This window comes from Deltaproteobacteria bacterium (assembly GCA_040223695.1).
Classification (GTDB): Bacteria; Desulfobacterota_D; UBA1144; order Nemesobacterales; family UBA2774; genus JAVKFU01.
The window spans coordinates 471,587-491,520 of sequence record JAVKFU010000018.1 but is presented as its reverse complement, the minus strand read 5'-3'; the positions used below and the strand labels follow the sequence as shown (position 1 = coordinate 491,520).

At 49.8% G+C, this 19,934-nt stretch carries 19 protein-coding genes and 1 pseudogene; 9 read left to right on the top strand and 11 right to left on the bottom strand.

What is annotated here, in order from left to right:
• The first annotated feature begins 112 nt into the window (after positions 1 to 112).
• Together RIG61_11290 and cysS are read left to right on the top strand one after the other, a co-directional pair.
• Positions 113 to 916 (top strand): SDR family oxidoreductase, encoded by an 804-nt coding sequence (locus tag RIG61_11290; GenBank protein ID MEQ9619743.1) that lies wholly within the window; start codon positions 113 to 115, stop codon positions 914 to 916.
• 123 nt (positions 917 to 1,039) lie between these two features.
• The gene (gene cysS, locus RIG61_11285; protein ID MEQ9619742.1) at positions 1,040 to 2,473 is read left to right on the top strand and encodes a cysteine--tRNA ligase; all 1,434 of its coding nucleotides are present in this window, start codon (positions 1,040 to 1,042) and stop codon (positions 2,471 to 2,473) included.
• 313 nt (positions 2,474 to 2,786) lie between these two features.
• Here cysS and RIG61_11280 read toward each other — a convergent pair whose 3' ends face one another.
• Positions 2,787 to 3,755, bottom strand: coding sequence for a radical SAM protein (locus RIG61_11280; protein ID MEQ9619741.1), 969 nt, complete (start codon positions 3,753 to 3,755; stop codon positions 2,787 to 2,789).
• A 202-nt stretch (positions 3,756 to 3,957) separates the two neighbouring features.
• On the opposite strand from RIG61_11280, the gene RIG61_11275 reads away from it, so the two are divergent.
• From RIG61_11275 to cimA, 7 genes are all read left to right on the top strand, one after another.
• Positions 3,958 to 4,251, top strand: a complete 294-nt coding sequence (locus tag RIG61_11275) for a hypothetical protein (GenBank protein MEQ9619740.1) — start codon at positions 3,958 to 3,960, stop codon at positions 4,249 to 4,251.
• 103 nt (positions 4,252 to 4,354) lie between these two features.
• Positions 4,355 to 4,684 (top strand): hypothetical protein, encoded by a 330-nt coding sequence (locus RIG61_11270; protein MEQ9619739.1) that lies wholly within the window; start codon positions 4,355 to 4,357, stop codon positions 4,682 to 4,684.
• A gap of 162 nt (positions 4,685 to 4,846) precedes the next feature.
• Positions 4,847 to 5,131 (top strand): hypothetical protein, encoded by a 285-nt coding sequence (locus tag RIG61_11265; GenBank protein MEQ9619738.1) that lies wholly within the window; start codon positions 4,847 to 4,849, stop codon positions 5,129 to 5,131.
• Between the two features lie 754 nt (positions 5,132 to 5,885).
• Positions 5,886 to 7,439 (top strand): NAD(P)H-hydrate dehydratase, encoded by a 1,554-nt coding sequence (locus RIG61_11260; protein ID MEQ9619737.1) that lies wholly within the window; start codon positions 5,886 to 5,888, stop codon positions 7,437 to 7,439.
• Between the two features lie 32 nt (positions 7,440 to 7,471).
• Entirely contained in the window at positions 7,472 to 7,981 is a 510-nt protein-coding gene (gene tsaE, locus RIG61_11255) for a tRNA (adenosine(37)-N6)-threonylcarbamoyltransferase complex ATPase subunit type 1 TsaE (protein MEQ9619736.1), read from the top strand.
• Positions 7,924 to 9,156 (top strand): aspartate kinase, encoded by a 1,233-nt coding sequence (locus RIG61_11250; GenBank protein ID MEQ9619735.1) that lies wholly within the window; start codon positions 7,924 to 7,926, stop codon positions 9,154 to 9,156. The genes tsaE and RIG61_11250 overlap by 58 nt, the downstream gene beginning before the upstream one ends.
• A complete protein-coding gene (gene cimA / locus RIG61_11245) occupies positions 9,153 to 10,754 on the top strand; it encodes a citramalate synthase (GenBank protein MEQ9619734.1) in 1,602 nt (533 codons plus the stop codon). The genes RIG61_11250 and cimA overlap by 4 nt, the downstream gene beginning before the upstream one ends.
• A gap of 531 nt (positions 10,755 to 11,285) precedes the next feature.
• On the opposite strand, the gene RIG61_11240 is transcribed toward cimA, so the two are convergent.
• From RIG61_11240 to secG, 10 genes and pseudogenes are all read right to left on the bottom strand, one after another.
• Positions 11,286 to 11,816 carry a YIP1 family protein gene (locus tag RIG61_11240; protein ID MEQ9619733.1) on the bottom strand — a complete coding sequence of 177 codons (531 nt, stop codon included), beginning with the start codon at positions 11,814 to 11,816 and terminating at the stop codon, positions 11,286 to 11,288.
• A 195-nt stretch (positions 11,817 to 12,011) separates the two neighbouring features.
• Entirely contained in the window at positions 12,012 to 12,548 is a 537-nt protein-coding gene (locus RIG61_11235; GenBank protein ID MEQ9619732.1) for a YIP1 family protein, read from the bottom strand.
• Between the two features lie 83 nt (positions 12,549 to 12,631).
• Positions 12,632 to 14,251 (bottom strand): GNAT family N-acetyltransferase, encoded by a 1,620-nt coding sequence (locus RIG61_11230; protein MEQ9619731.1) that lies wholly within the window; start codon positions 14,249 to 14,251, stop codon positions 12,632 to 12,634.
• A 52-nt stretch (positions 14,252 to 14,303) separates the two neighbouring features.
• On the bottom strand, positions 14,304 to 14,705 hold the full coding sequence (locus RIG61_11225) for a thiol-disulfide oxidoreductase DCC family protein (GenBank protein MEQ9619730.1): 402 nt from the start codon (positions 14,703 to 14,705) through the stop codon (positions 14,304 to 14,306).
• A gap of 12 nt (positions 14,706 to 14,717) precedes the next feature.
• On the bottom strand, positions 14,718 to 15,263 hold the full coding sequence (locus RIG61_11220; protein ID MEQ9619729.1) for a hypothetical protein: 546 nt from the start codon (positions 15,261 to 15,263) through the stop codon (positions 14,718 to 14,720).
• A gap of 59 nt (positions 15,264 to 15,322) precedes the next feature.
• Positions 15,323 to 16,063 carry a Bax inhibitor-1/YccA family protein gene (locus RIG61_11215; GenBank protein ID MEQ9619728.1) on the bottom strand — a complete coding sequence of 247 codons (741 nt, stop codon included), beginning with the start codon at positions 16,061 to 16,063 and terminating at the stop codon, positions 15,323 to 15,325.
• A gap of 523 nt (positions 16,064 to 16,586) precedes the next feature.
• Positions 16,587 to 17,594, bottom strand: coding sequence for a TIGR01212 family radical SAM protein (locus RIG61_11210; GenBank protein ID MEQ9619727.1), 1,008 nt, complete (start codon positions 17,592 to 17,594; stop codon positions 16,587 to 16,589).
• Between the two features lie 645 nt (positions 17,595 to 18,239).
• Entirely contained in the window at positions 18,240 to 18,911 is a 672-nt protein-coding gene (nth, locus tag RIG61_11205; GenBank protein ID MEQ9619726.1) for an endonuclease III, read from the bottom strand.
• A 137-nt stretch (positions 18,912 to 19,048) separates the two neighbouring features.
• Positions 19,049 to 19,276 (bottom strand): annotated as a pseudogene (locus RIG61_11200) (ferredoxin family protein).
• Between the two features lie 138 nt (positions 19,277 to 19,414).
• On the bottom strand, positions 19,415 to 19,933 hold the full coding sequence (gene secG / locus RIG61_11195) for a preprotein translocase subunit SecG (protein MEQ9619725.1): 519 nt from the start codon (positions 19,931 to 19,933) through the stop codon (positions 19,415 to 19,417).
• Between the last annotated feature and the right edge of the window lies 1 nt (position 19,934).

The window sequence follows — 19,934 nt, the reverse complement described above, 5'->3', positions numbered from 1 at the left end:
TGTGTCCATGAGGGTTTGTCCAAACATCCATAAGTCCTTGAAATTCCCACTAAACTACGTAGAATCTCTACTGCAATTTTAAGACTTCATACCAGAAAAGGGGGAATCCGGCATGGTACAAGGGTTGGAAAATAACTGGGCACTGATATTGGGCGCGTCAAGCGGCTTCGGTGAAGCCGCGGCGATTGAGCTTGCGTCACACGGCATGAATATATTCGGGATACACCTCGACAGGAAATCAACCATGCCCAAGGTTGAAGAGATAAAAGAGAAAATAAAGCAGAAAGGAAGGGAGGCAAGTTTTTTCAACATCAACGCCGCGGATTCCGGGCAACGGGCCGAGACCCTGGACGAGATCGAGCAAATTCTGGATGAGCACGGGAGTCCTTCCGGAATAAAGGTGCTGATTCATTCTCTGGCTTTCGGCACGCTCAAGCCCTACATCGCCAAGGACGAAAAGCTGCGAGTATCCGATAAAAACATGGATATGACTCTTGACGTTATGGCGCACAGCCTGGTTTACTGGACTCAGGAAGTAGTGAGCAGGAAGATGATGGTCGAAGGCGGAAGGATATTCGCCATGACCAGCTCGGGCGGTCACAGGGTATGGCCTACCTACGGCCCCGTATCCGCTTCCAAAGCGGCTCTGGAGTCACACATACGCCAGCTCGCTGTGGAGCTCGCCAAATATAAGATCACGGCAAACGCGATACAGGCGGGTGTAACGGAGACCCCCGCCTTGAGCAAGATTCCCGGAAATGACAAGATAATAGAGCACGCTCTCGCGGCTAATCCCACGGGCAGACTCACCACTACGGAAGATGTTGCCCGGGCGATAGCAGCGCTCTCAGTCCCTGAGACACACTGGCTTACGGGAAACGTGATAAAAGTCGATGGAGGGGAGGACCTTATTTAGCGGGGTAAAACACCCGGGCATTCGTAATTGCCGCCGCTTTAAACCGATAGCTACTGTCAGCAAATGACATGGTGAATCGTTAATCATAACTGAGAACCACCCAAAGAGATAAAAGACATAAATATGAAAAAAGTAACGCTTTATAATACAATGACCCAGAAGAAGGAAGAGCTCGCCCCTTACGGCATGGACAAGATTAAGATGTATGTCTGCGGCCCTACGGTCTACGACTCGGCCCATCTGGGGCACGCCAGAGCGGCCGTCACATTCGACGTAATCGAACGGTTCCTTTCCCATATAGGCTATGAAGTTACATACGTCAGGAATTTCACCGATATTGACGACAAGATAATAAACAAGGCGAACGAAACGGGTGTCCCGGCGGAAGAGATTTCCGAAAGATATATACAGGAATACAGGGAAGACATGGCGTCCATAGGCGTCAGGAAACCTACGATCGAGCCCAAAGTAACAGATCACGTTCCCGAAATCATTGAGCTTATCGGAAAGATTATGGACAACGGCTACGCATATCAGTCAGGTGACGACGTCTTCTTTTCCGTAAAGAAGTTCAAGGGTTACGGAAAGCTTTCTAAAAGAGACCCGGACGACATGCTCGCCGGCACAAGGATAGACATAAACGAAAAGAAAGAAGACCCGCTCGATTTTGCGCTCTGGAAAGGGGCGAAGCCCGGGGAGCCCTTCTGGGAAAGCCCTTGGGGCAGGGGACGCCCCGGATGGCACATCGAATGCTCGACAATGAGCATGAAATACCTGGGCGAGAGCTTCGACATACACGGAGGAGGGAGGGATTTGATTTTCCCACACCACGAGAACGAGATCGCGCAGTCAGAAGCCGCGACAGGAAGCGAGTTCGCAAAGTACTGGATTCATAACGGCCTCATTCAGATAAACCGCGAAAAGATGTCCAAGTCCGTCGGCAACATATTGAACGTACGAGACGCCGTATCGATATGGAACAGGGAGGTAATAAGGCTCTTTTTCCTCTCGCACCACTATCTGAACCCCGCGGACTTTTCGGACACTACAATGGAAGAATCCGGCGCCGCGCTCGAAAGGCTCTACATTACTCTAAAGCGGGCAAGCGATCTCAGAAAGGAAGGAAGCGCCGATGATCCCGAGCTTGCCGGGGCGGTAACCCGGTTCAGGGAGAAATGGATTGAGACTATGTGCGACGACTTCAACACCGCCGACGCTATAGGCAACCTGTTCGAGCTTACGCGCGCCGTGAACAGGTCGATTGATTCACGAGGCTGGACACCGGCCCTGGGACATGCGCTTGAGGAAATCAGGCATTTCGGGGATGCGCTTGGAATACTCGAATACGAGCCCGCGGAATATCTGCAGGGCATAAAACTCGAGCAGAAATCAACCGGAATAACCGAAGAAGAAATCGAGGAGCTCGTCAGGGAAAGGGAGTTAGCGAGAAAAGAGAAGAACTGGGAGCGCGCCGATGAAATCAGGGACTCCCTGAGCGACCAGGGAATTACGCTTGAAGACAAGGCGGAAGGCACCATCTGGCGGGTTAAAAGTTAATTAACACTCCCCGCGATTAGATGAACCATACTCACCTGTAGGAGCACCCCCCGGTGCTATTAGTTTTAAATCTCGATGACTAGGTTTCATCATTTTTGTGTCTTAAGTTTTAACCTGTTATGCGAGAGCGTCCGGTTCTTTGAGACACTCAGGACCGTTTCCTTTTCCCAAGGAGGGAACTAAAAACAAAGACGAGACCCTGAATCAAGTTCAGGGTGACTGAAAATAGTTTCCGCCACTAACTCCATAGGCAAAAAACGGAAAGTATTCTATGTGTGTGTTAAACCGGAAGGAGGGGATTAATCCTGTAAGCTCAAATCCAGACGCCCATATACTCAAGGGCGCGTTTTACATTGGCGGGGGTCTGCGTCTCTCCCCTGCAGCTGTACCAGCATGCGGTACATTTTGTCTTATCGTAGAGATCGGGCCTGTACTCAGAGTAGTGGGCGGTAACGGGCATCTCCGAGCACCTTTTCAGGTGGCCGCTCGGCGTAACCTGTATATGGCTTATTCCGGCTGTACAGCCCGGAATGCCTCCCTCGGTGAAGTACTTCGGAATCTCACTCAGGTAATATTCGGTCGAAAGTATAGTTCCCTTCCACTCCCTTCTCAGACGTATCAATTCGTCCACGAGGTTTTGAACCTTCTGGATTTCTTCGGGCGGCACGAAATGTGTCTCGTTATTCGTCTTCATTACGGAGTAAGAGCTGAAGGAAATCGCCACGCCCCACTCTTTTGCTTTGTGGGCAAGCTCTGGAATATATTCGAGGTTGTCTTCCATTATGATCGTGTTGAGTGTTACCTGCCTCCTCGGGAATTTTCTTCCCAGCTCCGGAAGCAATTCGGAGAGATAGTCCCAGAGGCCCGGAATTCCTCTATACGTGTCGTGCATCTTGCCCGGAAAGTCGAGCGATATGGCTATCTGGTTAATGCCCGCGTCGAAAAGCTCCTGTGCCTTGTCCACAGTCAGAAGGTCTCCCTTCGTAACCATCGACGTGAAAATAAAGTAGGAGGACTCCTTCACCTGCCTCACAATATCCGGCAGGTCTTTTCTCAGCATGGGCTCCCCGCCCGTGATCACGACGACAAGCGGGTTAATGAGCTCGATAACGGGACGGTAGTCGTAGATTCGCTCCTCGTGCCTGGTCTGCCAGTAGTCGCAGAAGTCGCACTTCGCGTTGCAAAGTTTCGTTATTTCGAGGTTTACCAGCTTGGGGCGTCCGGTGAATCTGGTCTGAAGGTATTTAATTGCCCCTTTGAGGCTGTCCTGTGGAGTTATCATTCTAAAATTTATACATTACCAGGCCAATGTTTTCAAGAAAGCATTTAATTCCGAGATTATTCAGCTGCCAAAGACAATTCCCACGCCCGGATAATAATCCGGATTGAATCGGTTTCATCCTGTGATAATGTATTGACTTATGGGCGCCGATTTATTTTAATAACATAGAGCAGGCAGGCTCCGGCAGGCAGAGAGAGAATCAATGTCCAAAAAAACAGTAAGCAGGGAAATATATCAGTGCGATTATGTGGACGAGGAGGGAGAGCGTTGCGAAAGGGAAGGAGATAAAGAGGCCATTAAAACATGCGGTATCTGCCGGAAAGACCTCTGCATAGCGCACTACGAGCTCACGACCGTTACATTACAGGGCACTAGGGATCACTTCACCTACTATTTTTGCTTAAACCATACAGATGAGTTTATGGAAAACCTTATCAGTAAATTCGGGGACACGAGACCCGTACCCCAGACGGGTTATGGCGTAACGTTGAACTAGCGCTTAGGGAACAGGTGCTAACCACAAAGAATATTGACATATTTCACCGTATTTAGTTTAATAGAATAAAAATAATTCCCGTACTTATTTCAAGACACCCCGAATGTCGAAAAAAGAGATTCAACTAGAAGTATTCCAGTGCGATCACGAGGCTGAAGACGGCGAGCGTTGCGCCAATGAAGGCGACAGAGATTCCGTAAAAAGCTGCCATGTATGTCATAAAGACCTTTGCAAAGCACATTATCACATAACTACTGTCGTGTTCCTGAGAGCCGGGGGCCAATTCACTACGGGCCTTCTACAGGGAACGAGACTGCGCTTCCTCTACTACTTCTGCTCGCACCATTCGGATGAGTTTATGAACACTGTGATAGAAAAATTCGGAGAGGGCGAATATGTGCCCAATATAGGCGATGGCACCAGCCTGGTTTAATTGCAGTTCCAACGAACCGGAGTCGCGCCTCCCCTAAAACAATATTGACTAACCTTTATGAATTTAGTTTAATTGGTAGAGTTAGATAAAATATGAATCCGATATATAGTGCGAATGAAATTGTCCGGCGGCATCTAAATGTTCAATAAAGGGAGGCTGTGAATGTCTAAAAAAACAATAACAGTAGAAATGTACCAATGTGATTATGTACATGATGACGGCACCCGCTGCGAGAGTGAAGGAGAACGGCAAGGGATAAAATCATGCGCCCTTTGCCATAAAGACCTCTGCGGCAGGCATTACGAGCAAATCACCGTCTCCAGCCGCGGCGGAAGGGAGACACTCACTTATCATTTCTGCGACGTACACACACAGGAATTCATGAATACCCTTATTAACGCGTTCGGTGATACAAGACCCGTTTCCTACGGCGGAATGGCAAAGTAGCTACTCACGCACATAGTGCGATCCTACAATTTCTGCACAGAATCTGCACTCATAGACGACTTCTACGGAACCCCCTGCTTCTCAACCACTGTAGGAGCGGCATCCCTGCCGCGAACGCAGAATCTGCGCTCATATCCGATTTCTTCCTAGCTCCCCGGCCTGACCGGTCATCCTCTTCAGTTCCGTTCCTCCCGAATACGAACACATGTTATGTGCCTCTACAATTTCTACCAAACTCCTCCACATATAACCAGCATACACTCAAGCCCCCTCATCCTGAGCGCACACGAAGTGTGCAGTCGAGGGGTGACCCCCCTTCCTGCCTACTCCTCCGCACACCCACCACCCTGTCATTTCGAATGCATATGAGAAATCTCGTCTTTCGCCTTTTCCTTTCCCGACATTCACAGAATTGGCGTTAAAAAAATAGATTATAAAGGCGTAAAAAAATCTTTTAGGGTTGGGGGGGGGAATTAAAAGATTTTAGCCTTGGTAATTTATTTTTTAGCCATATTCTGTGCAGTCTTGATTTTTGCTTCTTTTTATCAAGAAAAAGAAGAAGTACGATTTATCTTTTTCCGTTACTCCCGAACACGAGCACATGTTATGTGCCGCTTCTGTGCCGTATGATCCATCCTCATTAGCCCGGCCCTCCCGAACACGAGCACATGTTATGTGCCTTCCTTTTTTACCCGCCCGAATCTCCCGCTCCTATACAAGCCCCCTTTAATTTGTTATTTTTTTACCAGCAATGATGAAAATAGGCACGCGTGAGATAGTAAGGGAAATTGACAGGAAGACGATTGAGGAATACCGCATACCGAGCCTGATTCTCATGGAGAACGCAGGGCGGGCGACGGCGGACGTCATTATCGAGGAGTTTCCGTACGCTGAGAGGGTTGCGGTGTTCGCGGGAGGCGGCAATAACGGCGGGGACGGTTTCGTTGTTGCGCGCCACCTTATGGGACAGGGAATCGACGTCACAGTATACGCCGCCTCGGACCCGAAGAAATACAGCGGCGACGCGCTAACTAACATGAGAGCCTTCAAAAACACTGGCGGCGAGGTTATAGAGCTCAAGAAAAGCGTCAGGAAATACAAACAGGCCGATTTGATAGTTGATGCGCTTTTCGGTACGGGGCTCGACAGAAAAGTCGAGGGATTTTATAAAAAGGTAATTGATTTTATAAATGCCCAATCCGTCCCCTGCGTAGCCGTTGACATACCTTCGGGCCTGGACGCGAACAAGGGCTTCCCGCTCGGCACAGCGGTAAAAGCCGACGTCACGGTAACATATGTGCTTCCGAAGATAGGGATGATAATATATCCCGGCCTCGACTATTCGGGTGAAATTTACGTAGCGGATATTACGACACCGAAGTTCCTCGAGGCTAATGTACCGTACGAGCTGATAACGGCAGAGTCGGTCGAGAATATTTTAACGACGCGGCACGCCGACAGCCATAAAGGCACTTACGGCCATGTCTTAATTCTCGCGGGCTCGCCCGGCAAATCGGGAGCGGCGACACTCGCTTCATCGGGGGCTTTGAGGGTAGGCACCGGTCTTGTCACGGTGGGGGTTCCCGAAAGTCTGAATCCAATCATGGAACAAAAGACGACCGAGGCCATGACCGAACCTGTTCCCGAGACCGGACTCGGGACCTTCGGAAGCGTTTCCCTCAAGAGAGTGAAGGAAATCATATCCAACAAAATAACCGCTCTGGCCATAGGGCCCGGGATTTCGACAACAGAAGAGACACGCGAATTCCTGTTCGAAATAATAAGAACGACCGACCTGCCTATGGTGATTGACGCCGACGGACTGACGCTCGTCGCGGAAGACATCTCCATACTGAAAAAAGCCAAAGCCCCGGTCGTGCTGACTCCACATCCCGGAGAAATGTCGAGGCTTACGGGGCTCAGCACGGAAGAAATACAGGCGGACAGGATCGGTGTGTCGCTCGACTTCTCAAAACGTCATAACGTCCACCTCGTTCTAAAAGGCGCGCGTACAGTTATATCCACACCGGGTGGACAAGCTTATATAAATACTACGGGCAACGCAGGCATGGCCTCGGGCGGTATGGGCGACGTGCTCACAGGCATCCTGGGCGGCTTCCTCGCTCAGCGCCTTAACACAGACGACGCCTGCAAGCTCGGGGTATTCGTCCACGGCCTGGCGGGAGATCTGGCAGCGGAGGAAAAAGGCCTGGCGGGCATTGTAGCCGGAGATCTGGCCGAAATTCTCCCCACAGCCCTGAGAGAGCTTCCTTACACGGATGATGAGCCGGTAATCCGAATTCGCTGACGATTCCTCTCAAATTCAAGTCAAATACGAAAATGGCATATACAGAGAGTGTTAAAATTCGGGTAACCGACAGGGATCAAACAATAAAACTCGGCGAAATTATTGGAAAATCGCTCGAACCCGGTAGTATTATAGCGCTCAAGGGCGATTTGGGCGCGGGCAAGACAGTGCTTGTAAAGGGCATCGCGAAGGGCCTTGAGATTGAAGACGAACCCGCGAGCCCCACTTTCGTGATAATGAATTCTTACGAGGGGGATATACCGCTTTACCATTTCGACCTGTACAGAATCTCCGATGCGGATGAGCTGCTCGGAATCGGATACGAGGAGTTTTTTTTCGGTAAAGGAGTCGCGGCTGTCGAGTGGGCGGACAGGATTGAAGAAATATTTCCTGAATATACTATATATATTGAGATAAAAATACCGGAAGATGGAAACAGTGGTCTTGAAACCGAGCGGGAAATTAATATAAAAGGTAAAAAAGAATGGGTCTTATCGTTCAAAAATACGGCGGAACAAGCGTTGCCAACCTCGACAAGATAAAATGGGTGGCAGAGCACGTTATAAGGACAAAGCAAAGGGGTAACGGCGTAGTTGTCGTAGTCTCCGCCATGGCGGGGGAGACGGACAGGCTGGTAAAAATATCTCTTCAGATAATGGACCCCCCTGATGAAAGGGAACTTGACGTCATCACATCGAGCGGCGAGCAGGTATCCTCGGGGCTTCTATCCATGACGGTTAAATCGCTCGGGCACGAGGCGCTGTCCTTTCAGGGACATCAGGTGAGGATAGTTACGGACAACGCCCACTCCAAGGCGAAGATAGTCAGAATCGACGCCGAGAAAATAAAAAAAGCGCTCGACGACCGTAAAATAGTTATCGTCGCCGGGTTTCAGGGGGTAGACGAGGAGGGAAATGTCACGACGTTAGGCAGAGGGGGCTCGGACCTCACGGCGGTCGCGCTCGCGGCCGCGCTTAACGCCGATTCCTGCGAGCTTTATAAGGACGATGTGGACGGCATATACACTACTGACCCCGGCGTTGTGCCCGGCGCAAGGAAGCTGGACAGGGTTTCCTACGAAGAGATGCTGGAGCTTGCGAGCCTAGGATCGAAGGTGCTTCAGGCGCGAGCAGTCGAGTTCGCTATGAAATTCGGAGTAAAGCTCAACGTCCGTCCGACGGCAAACCCCGATTCGGAAGGAACATGGGTAGTAGAGGAGGAAGATATGTCTCACATGGAAAACATACTTATATCGGGGGTATCGTACGATAAAAATCAGGCGAAGATCACAATCACTCAGGTTCCCGACAGCCCCGGAATCGCCGCGAAGATATTCACCCCTCTGAGCGAGAACGGAATAATCGTTGACATGATTGTTCAGAATGTGAGCATAGAGGGGCACACCGACATGACGTTCACCGTGCCGAGGACAGACTTTAAAAAATCGATTATACTTACGGAAAAGGTAGCAAAGAAGCTCCGAGCGAGGAATGTTCTGTCCGACGACAAGATTACCAAGGTGTCACTCGTCGGTGTTGGAATGAAGACCCACTCCGGAGTGGCTACGGAAATGTTTACCGCCCTTGCCAAAGAGGGAATCAATATTATGATGATTAGTACGTCCGAGATAAAGATTTCGTGCGTGATAGAGGAGAAGTACACGGAGCTTGCCGTGAGGACGCTTCACGACGCGTTTAAGCTCGGAGAGTCAAAATGAGCGAACATACGGTAAAGATATATGACGTGACACTGAGGGACGGGACCCAGGGGGAAAGCATATCGTTTTCGATCCACGACAAGCTGAGAATCGCTCAGAAGCTGGATGAGCTGGGCGTCCACTATATCGAGGGCGGCTGGCCGGGATCTAACGAACGTGACGAGGGTTTCTTCGATGAGGCCAAGAAGCTGAGATTGAGAAAGGCCAGAATAGCCGCTTTCGGAAGCACCCGCCGCGCCGGAAAGTCCTGCGAGGAGGACGGCAGCATTCAGGCGCTCCTCAAAGCCGAGACGCCTGCCGTAACAATAGTCGGCAAAAGCTGGGATTTTCACGTAAAGGAAGCGCTCAGGATACCGCTTAAGGAAAATATTCAGATAATCCATGACTCTGTTTCCTATCTAAAGAAGAGAGTTGACGAAGTATTTTTCGACGCCGAGCATTTCTTCGACGGTTTCAAGCACAATCCAAAACACGCGATCGATGCCATAAAGGCCGCGGAGGAGGCCGGGGCCGATGTCCTGGTACTCTGCGATACGAACGGCGGCACTCTCCCCTGGGAGATAGAAGGAATCGTAAGGGAAGTTAATTTAAGCCTCGACAACCCCAATCTCGGCATTCATACGCATAACGACGGGGAGGTAGGCGTCGCCAACACGCTCTACGCGGTAAGGGAAGGCGTAGGCCAAATACAGGGGACAATGAACGGATACGGAGAGAGGTGCGGCAACGCGAATCTCTGCTCGATAATCCCCAACCTCAAACTCAAGCTCGGAATTGATTGCCTCGACGAAGATGAGCTCAGGAGGCTATACGATGTGTCTCACTTTATACACGAGCTGACTAACCTGCCGCCGATCAAGCACAGGCCTTTCGTAGGTGAGAGCGCGTTTGCCCACAAGGGCGGGCTTCACGTAAGCGCAGTCATGAAGAAATCCGAGACATACGAGCACGTAAAGCCGGACGTAGTAGGCAACAGGAGAAGGGTCCTGATATCGGATCTTTCGGGCAGGAGCAATATTGTGTATAAGGCAAAGGAGCTTGGAATAGAGCTCGATTCCCACGACAAGCGTGTGAACAACATACTCAAAGAGCTAAAAAAACTCGAAAACGAAGGATACGAATTCGAGGGCGCGGACGCCTCGTTCGAGCTGCTCGTAAGGAAATCCCTCGGGGAGTACAGAAAGCCTTTTCATCTGAAGGGCATACGCACGATTACGGAAAAACGAAGCGACGACGAGGAGCCTATCACGGAGGCTACGCTTATAGTTCAGGTGGACGGCGTAACCGAGCACATGGCCGCTATCGGAAACGGGCCTGTTCACGCTATGGACCAGGGACTGAGAAAGGCCCTGGAAAAGTTCTATCCCAACCTAAAGAACATGAAGCTCAAGGACTACAGGGTGAGGGTGCTCTCTGCCCAGCACGGAACGGACGCAGTAGTAAGGGTTCTTATAGAATCGGGCGACGGCGAGAGCGACTGGAGCACCGTAGGGGTATCGCAGAATATAGTCGAAGCCAGCTGGAAGGCGCTTGTGGACAGCATAGACTACAAGATACTCAAAGACGAAGCCAAGCGCGCGGCAAAAGCCCGGGGCTGACAGGTCTTCCCGGACCGGAATTAGATTTTCCCAACCACATTAACGAATTATTATATTCAGCCTTTATTGAAAGCCATATAAACTCTGCGCTGCTACTGATTATAGACACTTTTACGACAGCTTCTGATAGTATAGGGCTCGCAGTTGTCGCGCATTGTCGAAGAAATGAGATTGCTTCGCCTACGGCTCGCAATGACACCCTCGCTCGTCATTACGAGGCTCCGAAGGGACCGCGGCAATCTCGTCTTTTGCCTTTTCGTTTTCTGACATTCACAGAATTGGCGTTAAGAATATAGATTATTAAGGCGTGAAAATCTTTTAGGGGCCGCGGTGGGATGAAAAGATTTTAGACTTAATAAGATATATTCAGCCATATTCTGTGTAGTCGATGATTTTTGCTTCTTTTTATCAAGAAAAAGAAGCAAAATAATCCGTCAAATAGATATCGTCATTGCGAGCGAAGTGAAACGAAGCGCGGCAATCTCAAGATAAAAAAAGAGATGGCCTCGTCACTCCATTTAGTTTTATCAGTCAAGACCACACAGGCTTGGGTATGTCAAACGCGAACAGCAGAATTATATACACGAGCCAGAAGGCAATAAGTCCCACCACGCAGACCCATATCGCGTTCCACGTGTTCTTGAAATCAAGAGCCTGTCTTACGGCGATTATCATCGCCACGAGAGTCCACACCCATACGACAAGAAATACAATAGGAGTCAAATAAGGAATGAGCGCGAATACTCGGAATATACCGGGGGCGCTTGCGAATCCCAGCACGCGAAGAATCTCTCCCCGGTCGGTCCTGGTCTCGGATTCAGGGAACAGTTTTGTACCGATTAGATATATAAGCATGGCCAGCAGAATCCACAGGACAAAACTCGTAATCGTACCGACTATCAGCCCCCTGTAGTCCCCCAGCTTATAGGTATATACCCCTCTTGCCAGACTCACCAGGAATACGACAAAGAGGGCCTGCCACATTGCGCTCCTGTCTTTCTCGACTTCTTCGTAGAGATCAATGTCGAGAAGCAGCGCTCTTATGATTCTGCTGATAAACACAGGGGCAAGTTACCTCCGCCACATGAAATAAGGAGTAAACACAATAATCCCTGGAGAACGATAAGTCAAAATAAAAACGCACAGCACGGCTTGTACGTACAGCGTTTCCCTGTGTCATCGACCTGATAAAGAGAAAATGACTGAAATAATTATTAATTAAGGCCCTACTTAAAATCTTTGGCTCTGAAATTGATTTTATGCGGCAGCCGGGGGCGCTACACCAAGCGCCGAAAAGATGACAGCGAATATTATAAAGTAAATAATAAACCCTATTAGAGTTACCGCTATGGCTCTCCACGTGCTTTTATAATCCAGCGCCTGCCTCACGGCGATTATCATAGCGACGAGCATCCATACGCTGGCCACTATTGAAATTATCGCTCCCAGGAACGGTATAAAAGCGAGGATACGTATTACGCCGGGCGAGCTCGCAAATCCGATTGTGCGCAGCATCTCTCCCATGTCCGACTTGGTTTGAGGCTCGGGGAGTAATTTAGTTCCTATAACGAAAGCCAGAAAAGCCCAGATGAACCATCCGATCAAGGCGCCGAGGGTTCCGAATATCAATCCCCTTATACCCAGGACGCCCAGCGTTCCGATACCGGCTGCAACACTCGAAATAACCACAACTGCCAGGGCCTGGCCCATCGCTCCCTTATCAGCTTCGACTTCCTCATACAAATTCACATCGAGTTTAGACGCTCTGATCATTCTATCGACTAAGCTTGCCATATTACTACCTCCTTTAAGAAATTCCGGCTATTCAGATAATAAAACCTCAGGCACGATTCGTCAAAGAAAATATTAAAGTTTTATTAGAGAGCCCTGCGGCGCGGTTTGATTACATTCCCAAGGAGACCGAGAAGCGGCATTATGCGTTCTCTAGTGCATTCTCCCATTAGAGCGATCTGAATCCAGTTCCGCTCCCGGAGATATACGCTACGCCAGTTAAGCAAAAAACCCGACCTTTCCAGCCTCAAACCCGTTTCGCTCGAATCGAGCCAGCCGGGAAGCTGTACCGTTATTAGGGAGGGGGATTCATGACCTTTTTTCGCTACAATCAGGAAACCCGTATCCCTGAGCCTTTCCCTCACCCACAAGGCTAATTCGCTAATCCGCGAATACCTTTCACCCGCGTTTAAATTCTCGAGCGCCCCTTTCAAGGCATAGAGCATGTTGGACGAGAAAGTAAAAGGGTTCGAACCCGAGTAAAGTCCCAGGTCCAGATAGCGTGGAAGCTTCCCGTACGCGGGCTCTATAGGGCTGTTGTGCAATACGAAAGAAATTCCCGGATAAGACCTGAGTCCCTTCCCGCTCACGCCTGTCGCCATGTGAACGCCGGACAGGTCAAGCGGCACCGTGCCGATAGAGCTTATGCAGTCAAGGCAAAGCTCCACTCCCCTCTTTATACATATTTCCTTAAGGATTCCCGCATCATTCAGCACGCCGGTGGAAGTCTCGGAGTGAACCGCCCAGAGCCACTTCGTGCCGGTATTACAGTCAAGCGTCCTCTCTATTTCCTCGTAGTCGAACGATTCCCCCCAGTCGGTTTCCACGGTCTTGAACGAAAGACCCCACCTAGAAGCATGGTCTATCAGCCTTTCCCCGAACTCCCCGTTTGAGAGAACGAGCCCCCTATCATTTTTGAGTGATAGCCGGGCCGCGACCGCGTCATTGGCCAGGGTGCCTGACCCCATTAATATTGAAGCAAAGCCGGCCCCGGCAAGCTCGCACAGAAGCCCCTTTACGCGGTTCAGGTCTTCGACGAATTTCCCCGACCGGTGAGAAACAGGAGTACCGTTCATTGCCGCTCTTGCGTGCGGGCTTATATCGACAGGCCCCGGAAGCATGCTTACAGGCTCCTTCGTTCCGGGCGCTGTTTCCTCCATACGGGAGAGCAGTTTCATCCTTTCCTTAATTCCGTAATAGTTTCCCGGAGTGAGGTACATGGGCTGATACATCGCACCCTCCCCGCCCACCCTCGGGCCGAACGGCTTGAACCCCAGGGTATGGTATAGCCTTTGCTGCGCCACATTTCCTGAAATAAGCGCGAGGTCATAGCTCTTCTCCTCGCAATACCGCGCAAGCACGTTGAAAAGCCCCAGTATCACTTTACGGTGACGGCGCTCCTTCCTGACCGAAAGAAGCCTGATCTCGCAAACGGACCGCGCATGAGGGAGATAGCTGTCAAGCCCGGGTATTTTCTGATCAAGCGAGAAAGGCCGTCTGTCCCTCACAGCGAGCATCCCTAAGAGGTGCCCCTCATCGAGGCAAATTATATAAGTATTCTCATCGTGAAATTTATCTACGAGCCTCTTTCTCTCATTCTCGGCGTGCTGGGGTATTTCCTCTACGAAAGTCTCGTAATTAAGCTCGTGTATCTGCTCGAATTCCCCTTCTTCCGTTGCTATCTTGAACTTGTAGCTTCCTGCCATAACCACCCATTTGCCTTAAAGCGTATAAATATTTTACAAAATATGACGTCAGCTAATCAAGGAACCTGTTTTTTATCCCAGGCCCCGGAACCATGCACTCGTCTTTCCTGCCGAACCACCTGTATCTGTTACGGGCTATGAAGTCGTAAACGGCATCCCTCAGCGGAGCAGGTATCACGATAAAGCCGTAGAGGAGTCCCCACAGACCGCCGAGCCGCCTGAGCGCCCTGAGCGCCGCGGTTGACCTCGTATATGCATTCTCCTCTTCGACCAGAACGAAAGTCTCCAGTCCTTCATCTTGAATGTTAAATTTCTCTATCAGACGGGCTCCGGCTTCCGACTGGAGCGGGGCAAACTTAAATACGCCGTCACGGTCGCGTTTTATGATAAAACTCACGGAGCCGCTGCATAGATTACAAACCCCATCAAAAAGTATTACAGGATGTTCACGCACAAATTTATCTGGCTATTGTTTCTGCTCGTTTTCACCGGCCGATTGAAGCACCGGCAGCACAACGTACCAGTTGCCCTTATTCTGGGCTATCGCGTCAATAGTCACGGGCCCCCTCCCCTTTTTTATCTCTTCCTTGCCGTCCTTTTGAATTTTTGCCTCGACGTCCCCGACAAGCACGAGAAAGTCCGTAGGCGGCGTTGGGAAATACATCTTTATTTGTCCGAAAGTCAGTGTTTGAGCGGCCGGGTCATAGTCCGGTATATCTTTTACAGACTGAACAACAAACTCATGGTTGGGAGGAACTTCCGTATTAACCCAGTTCTGAAGAGTTTCATCGAGCTTTTTCGGATTATTCGCCTCCATATACTTGACTACCTGAGGGTGAATTAACGACATAAGGTCGTTCTTGTTTTTGGCCTTGATTGCTGCAACCATTTTGTCCCCCAGGGCCTGAGGAGAGTCAGACACGCTCTGCGCGCGTGAAAATGCCGACGTTGTTATTAAAAGCCCGGCGGCCAGCACAATTATTGAAAAGATTTTTAGTCTCATGATTTTCAAAATATTCCTCCGTTACAAACGATTTCTAATTCTCCGAATATAGTATAAGTATCGGGCAATCATTGCCTGAGCTTTGAAAGAAGCCTGATAAATTCTATATACAGCCAGACAAGCGTGACGATCAGGCCAAACGCGCTGTACCATTCCATATACTTTGGCGCCCCATGCTCCGCCCCCTTCTCGATGAAGTCGAAGTCGAGCACGAGATTAAGGGCAGCTATCACTACGACAAACAGGCTGAACAATATGCCGATTGTCCCTCCAGTATGAATAAACGGAACGCCCACACCAAAAAAGCCGACGACTATCGAAACAAAGTAAACCAGGAATATAGCGCCTGTGGCGGCGACCACACCCATACGGAACTTTTCCGTCACCTTAATCAGGCCCGATCTGTACGCCACGAGGAGGGCAAACAATGTGCCGAACGTGAGCGCTACGGCCTGAAAAACTATCCCCTTGAACTGAGCCTCGGCATAGGCGGATATACCCCCTATTACGAGCCCTTCCAAAAGAGCGTATATGGGCGCGGTGTAAGGGGCCCACGTCTTCTTGAATATGGTAACCACGGCGAATATCAACCCGCCAAATAACCCGCCGATCATCCATACCCCTATGGTTTCAGCGCCTCCCTTGTAAAAGGAATCCCAGAGCCATACGGCCGGTACTATGACAAGGGCAAGGAGTATCAGCGTTTTGTTAATGGTTCCGTTTATCGTCATCCGCCCGGCGGCCTCGATACCGGGCTGATACTGCTCGAACGTCTTTTCTCCGAGGGCAGGGTTAGAGCTTTTAATCATTTAATAGACGCCTCCGATAAAGTTATATCAATACTAACTTATATAACTGGAAAGTATATCATTTCTTTGGGACTTACATCTATAATTGTGTCCCTGTAATTGAGGAATTTAAGACCCGAATCCGGTCAGAAAGGCGCACGCCCGGAAACGGATTTCCTGCTCCGGATTTCAAAATACAAAGACCGCCTGGCTGTAATATGGGGAGCATGTCGGGCACAATGTCACCGCCTGACTATGATTTAATAATTACTATTTACTGACGTAGAAAAAGAGTATTATCAGAGTGGGCCTTAATAGCTATGTCCGGAGCGCTGGGAAGAATAGGACTATTTGCTATCCGCAGGAGAAAAGCGACTGCATAAATATAAGGACAAGCTTATAGATAGTTTATAAAAAGGGGGTTTCGGCTCCCTTTTTTGTTTGATTTGAATAGCCTAGTTTCAATATTCGTTATTCCGATCTGAACAGTTTTTTATAAAAGGGGAGCAATACAGAAGACGAATCATCCGAATACGGTATGTAATCAAAGGGCTAAAGCATTCGATTCAGGTGGCTGACAATTATAGAGCCTCCCCTGCCGTGTGTCCCTCCTCTCAAGCCCGGCCTCTATTCCCTGAAGTATCTGCAGGTGGGATTTATTCAACCGGGGGGCAATCAATAAATCGTGCGGCGTATCGGTAAAAAATCTTTCAATGACCATATCGGGATCGAGCCTCTCCATAAAGCGGACTATGAAATCGACATATTCCTCGTATCCGAAGAGAGGGAAGGGATTTTCCCTGTACATCCTTTCAAGCGGCGTGTTTTTCACTATATGGAGGTTATGGACCTTGAGGCAGTCGATGCCCAGCGACGATACCTCGTCAGCCATCGCGAGCATTTCTTCCTCGGTCTCGGTGGGGAGGCCTGCTATTATATGAGCGCCCAGCTCAAACCCCCTTCCCCGCGACATGGCAATCGCGTCCATGACGGAGCGGTAATCGTGCCCTCTGTTCATGTACTGAAGCGACTTGTCGTAAATGGACTCTATCCCGTATTCAAGCGATACGTAGCACTCTTTCGCGAGCCGCTCGAACATCTCGACCTTTTCATCATCCACGCAGTCAGACCTCGTCCCGACGGCGATACCCACGACACCTTCATATTTAAGCGCCTCCCTGTACATCTCCTCCAGAGTCCGCGCATCCCCGTAGGTGTTTGTATAAGCCTGGAAATAGACGATGAATTTTTGGGCCTTGAATCTCCCTCGAAGATAGTCCATACCGCGTATGAGCTGGTCGTGCATGGAGTAGCGGGCGCGGGCGTAGGGAGGGACGAACGTATCGTTGTTGCAGTAAACACATCCGCCGCGCGCAAGGCTCCCGTCCCTGTTCGGGCAGGTAAAACCCATGTCGAGGGACACCTTGTTGACGCGGCCCCCAAACTTTTCCCTTAAATAGGTGTTGTAGTCGTTATAGCGCTTCTTCATGTTCTCCAGTTTGATATTATACCGATTATATCCGTCATGCTGAACCCAGTCGAAGGGTGTCATTTTAAACCCTTCGATAAAGTCAGGATAAACTTCATGTGGCAATCGTAAGATAAGAGAAGGATCGCCACGGCTGCATGCTCAGCCTCGCGATGACGGAAGAGAGAAAACATTTTCTGCGCGGGGAAGAGACGAAAACCAACTTTACAACATTAAGAAAGCTTTCTGGGGTATAGGGCCCGCACGCATGTCGGAAAGTCAGAAAAAACGAGATTGCTTCGTCACTTTGTTCCTCGCAATGACACCCCTCCCTCGTCATTGCGAGGCTCCGAAGGTGCTACGGCAATCTCGTCTTTTGCCTTTTCGTTTTCCGACATTACAGAATTGGCGTTAGGAAAATGGATTATTAAGACATGAAAAATCTTTTAGGGGCCGTGGTGGGATTAAAAGATTTTAGCCGTAATAATCTATTTTTAGCCATATTCTGTATAGTCTTGATTTTTGTTTCTTTTTATCAAGAAAAAGAAAATATAATATTCGTTTTTTCTTTATAAATACAAGCGTATTACGCGGCAATACTTACTTCCCTCATGTCATTGCGAACGGAGCGTATTAAGCGGAGCGCGGCAATCTCAAGATAAAAGAAGGATCGCCACGGCTGCATGCGCAGCCTCGCTATGACTAAATAGAGAAGACATTCCCCCCTCCTCACACAATCCCCGCAGACGGGCAGAGGTGGCTGACTGCGCACTCTCCGCACCGTGGCTTTCTGGCGAAGCAAACGGTCCTTCCGTGATCGCCGAGTGAGTTTGAAAAGAACGTCCATTTCTCCTCCGGAATCAGTTTCATGATGTCGAATTCTATTTTTGTCGGGTCGGAATTAGACGTGAGCTTGAGTCTCTTGGAGAGCCTCGAAATATGGGTGTCGACGATTATCCCCGGTACGCCGAACCAGTTCCCGAGCACGACGTTGGCGGTCTTTCTCCCGACTCCGGCGAGTTTGGTCAGCTCCTCCATGGAAGCGGGCACTTCCCCGCCGTGCTCCTCGACCAGCGCCTTAGAGCAGTTGATAATCGATTTCGCCTTTGCCCTGTAAAAACCGCAAGTGAAAATCTCGCTCTCAAGTAAGGAAGGGTCGGCATCGGCAAACTCTCTGGGCGACGGGTATTTCTTAAAAAGAGTTTTTGTAACCTCATTCACCCTTTTATCCGTGCACTGCGCCGAAAGAATGCAGCCGATCAGCAGCTCAAATGCGTTGTTGTAATTAAGGTGACACCGCGCCTCGGGATATTCCTCTTCGAGGATGGAGAGGATATGACGGGCCCTTTCACGTTTCGATTTCCGGCTTTCACGCCCCTTCCCCGCGTTCTTTTTATTCACCCCTTTTACCTCCGGAGTATAAAAAAAGGGGATATGCCCTGAGCACATCCCCTGATTCATGTTTATCTTTGTAAAATAGTTTTCGTTTGTCGGTAAGCTTAATCCTTACGGGCGGGTTCAAGCCCCTCTTTTCCTTCAAAGAAATCCGCGTTCTTCGCGGTGTATTCACTCCATTTTTCGGGCAGCTCGTCTTCATGGAAAATCGCGTCAACCGGGCACGGGTCAACACATGCGCCGCAATCTATACATTCTTCAGGGTGTATGAAGAGCTGGTTGTCTCCCTCGTATATGCAATCCACGGGGCACGCTTCTACGCAAGCTTTATCTTTAACATCGATGCACGGCTCCGCAATTATATATGTCATTCTGTAATACCTCCGAATATTTGTAATAGGTAATATACTTAATGCCCCGGAGACCCGCAAGGCATGTGGCCGGGAGTCGTTATTAAGACCCGGCGGCTACAAATTCTCCTGCTATTTATCGGTTAAACCGCTTCAGTTCTACTCGGTAGTCTTTTCTTCTTGAGCCCCTCCGCTGTTCTCCTGCTGAGCGGCTTCTCCCCCTGTTTGATCTGTAGCTGTATCCGCAGTCCCTTCATTCCCCGACGAATCAACCGCTTGACCGGCCTCGGAATCACTCGCAGCGCCCGTATCCGAAGCGCTTTCCGGAGCCGGTGCGGATTCGTCTGTTGCAGCTCCGACAGGCGAGTTTTGAAGAGCGTCACTCTCCTCGACAGAAACCGGAGCGGCGTCAACATCCTTTACGACCGATTTGCTTACGCCGCTTGCGGCAAAGTATCCGAGCGTGAGCGATGTGAGCATGAATAATACGGCAAGCCCCCTTGTAACCTTGGCAAGGAACGGTACGGCGCCGCTCGACCCGAAGACGGAGTCGCTCGTGCCCCCGCCGAATATCGACCCCAGGTCGCCGCTCTTGCCCGGCTGGAGCAGCACCACTATTATGAGCAGTAAGCTCACTAATATATGTATTAATTTTACGGAAGAAATTATTAGTTCCACT

Excerpts from the sequence above, each read along its gene's own strand:
- RIG61_11290 (MEQ9619743.1), top strand. The coding sequence starts at position 113 with ATGGTACAAGGGTTGGAAAATAACTGGGCACTGATATTGGGCGCGTCA.
- cysS (MEQ9619742.1), top strand. The coding sequence starts at position 1,040 with ATGAAAAAAGTAACGCTTTATAATACAATGACCCAGAAGAAGGAAGAG.
- RIG61_11280 (MEQ9619741.1), bottom strand. The coding sequence starts at position 3,755 with ATGATAACTCCACAGGACAGCCTCAAAGGGGCAATTAAATACCTTCAG.
- RIG61_11275 (MEQ9619740.1), top strand. The coding sequence starts at position 3,958 with ATGTCCAAAAAAACAGTAAGCAGGGAAATATATCAGTGCGATTATGTG.
- RIG61_11270 (MEQ9619739.1), top strand. The coding sequence starts at position 4,355 with ATGTCGAAAAAAGAGATTCAACTAGAAGTATTCCAGTGCGATCACGAG.
- RIG61_11265 (MEQ9619738.1), top strand. The coding sequence starts at position 4,847 with ATGTCTAAAAAAACAATAACAGTAGAAATGTACCAATGTGATTATGTA.
- RIG61_11260 (MEQ9619737.1), top strand. The coding sequence starts at position 5,886 with ATGAAAATAGGCACGCGTGAGATAGTAAGGGAAATTGACAGGAAGACG.
- tsaE (MEQ9619736.1), top strand. The coding sequence starts at position 7,472 with ATGGCATATACAGAGAGTGTTAAAATTCGGGTAACCGACAGGGATCAA.
- RIG61_11250 (MEQ9619735.1), top strand. The coding sequence starts at position 7,924 with ATGGGTCTTATCGTTCAAAAATACGGCGGAACAAGCGTTGCCAACCTC.
- cimA (MEQ9619734.1), top strand. The coding sequence starts at position 9,153 with ATGAGCGAACATACGGTAAAGATATATGACGTGACACTGAGGGACGGG.
- RIG61_11235 (MEQ9619732.1), bottom strand. The coding sequence starts at position 12,548 with ATGGCAAGCTTAGTCGATAGAATGATCAGAGCGTCTAAACTCGATGTG.
- RIG61_11230 (MEQ9619731.1), bottom strand. The coding sequence starts at position 14,251 with ATGGCAGGAAGCTACAAGTTCAAGATAGCAACGGAAGAAGGGGAATTC.
- RIG61_11215 (MEQ9619728.1), bottom strand. The coding sequence starts at position 16,063 with ATGATTAAAAGCTCTAACCCTGCCCTCGGAGAAAAGACGTTCGAGCAG.
- RIG61_11210 (MEQ9619727.1), bottom strand. The coding sequence starts at position 17,594 with ATGACACCCTTCGACTGGGTTCAGCATGACGGATATAATCGGTATAAT.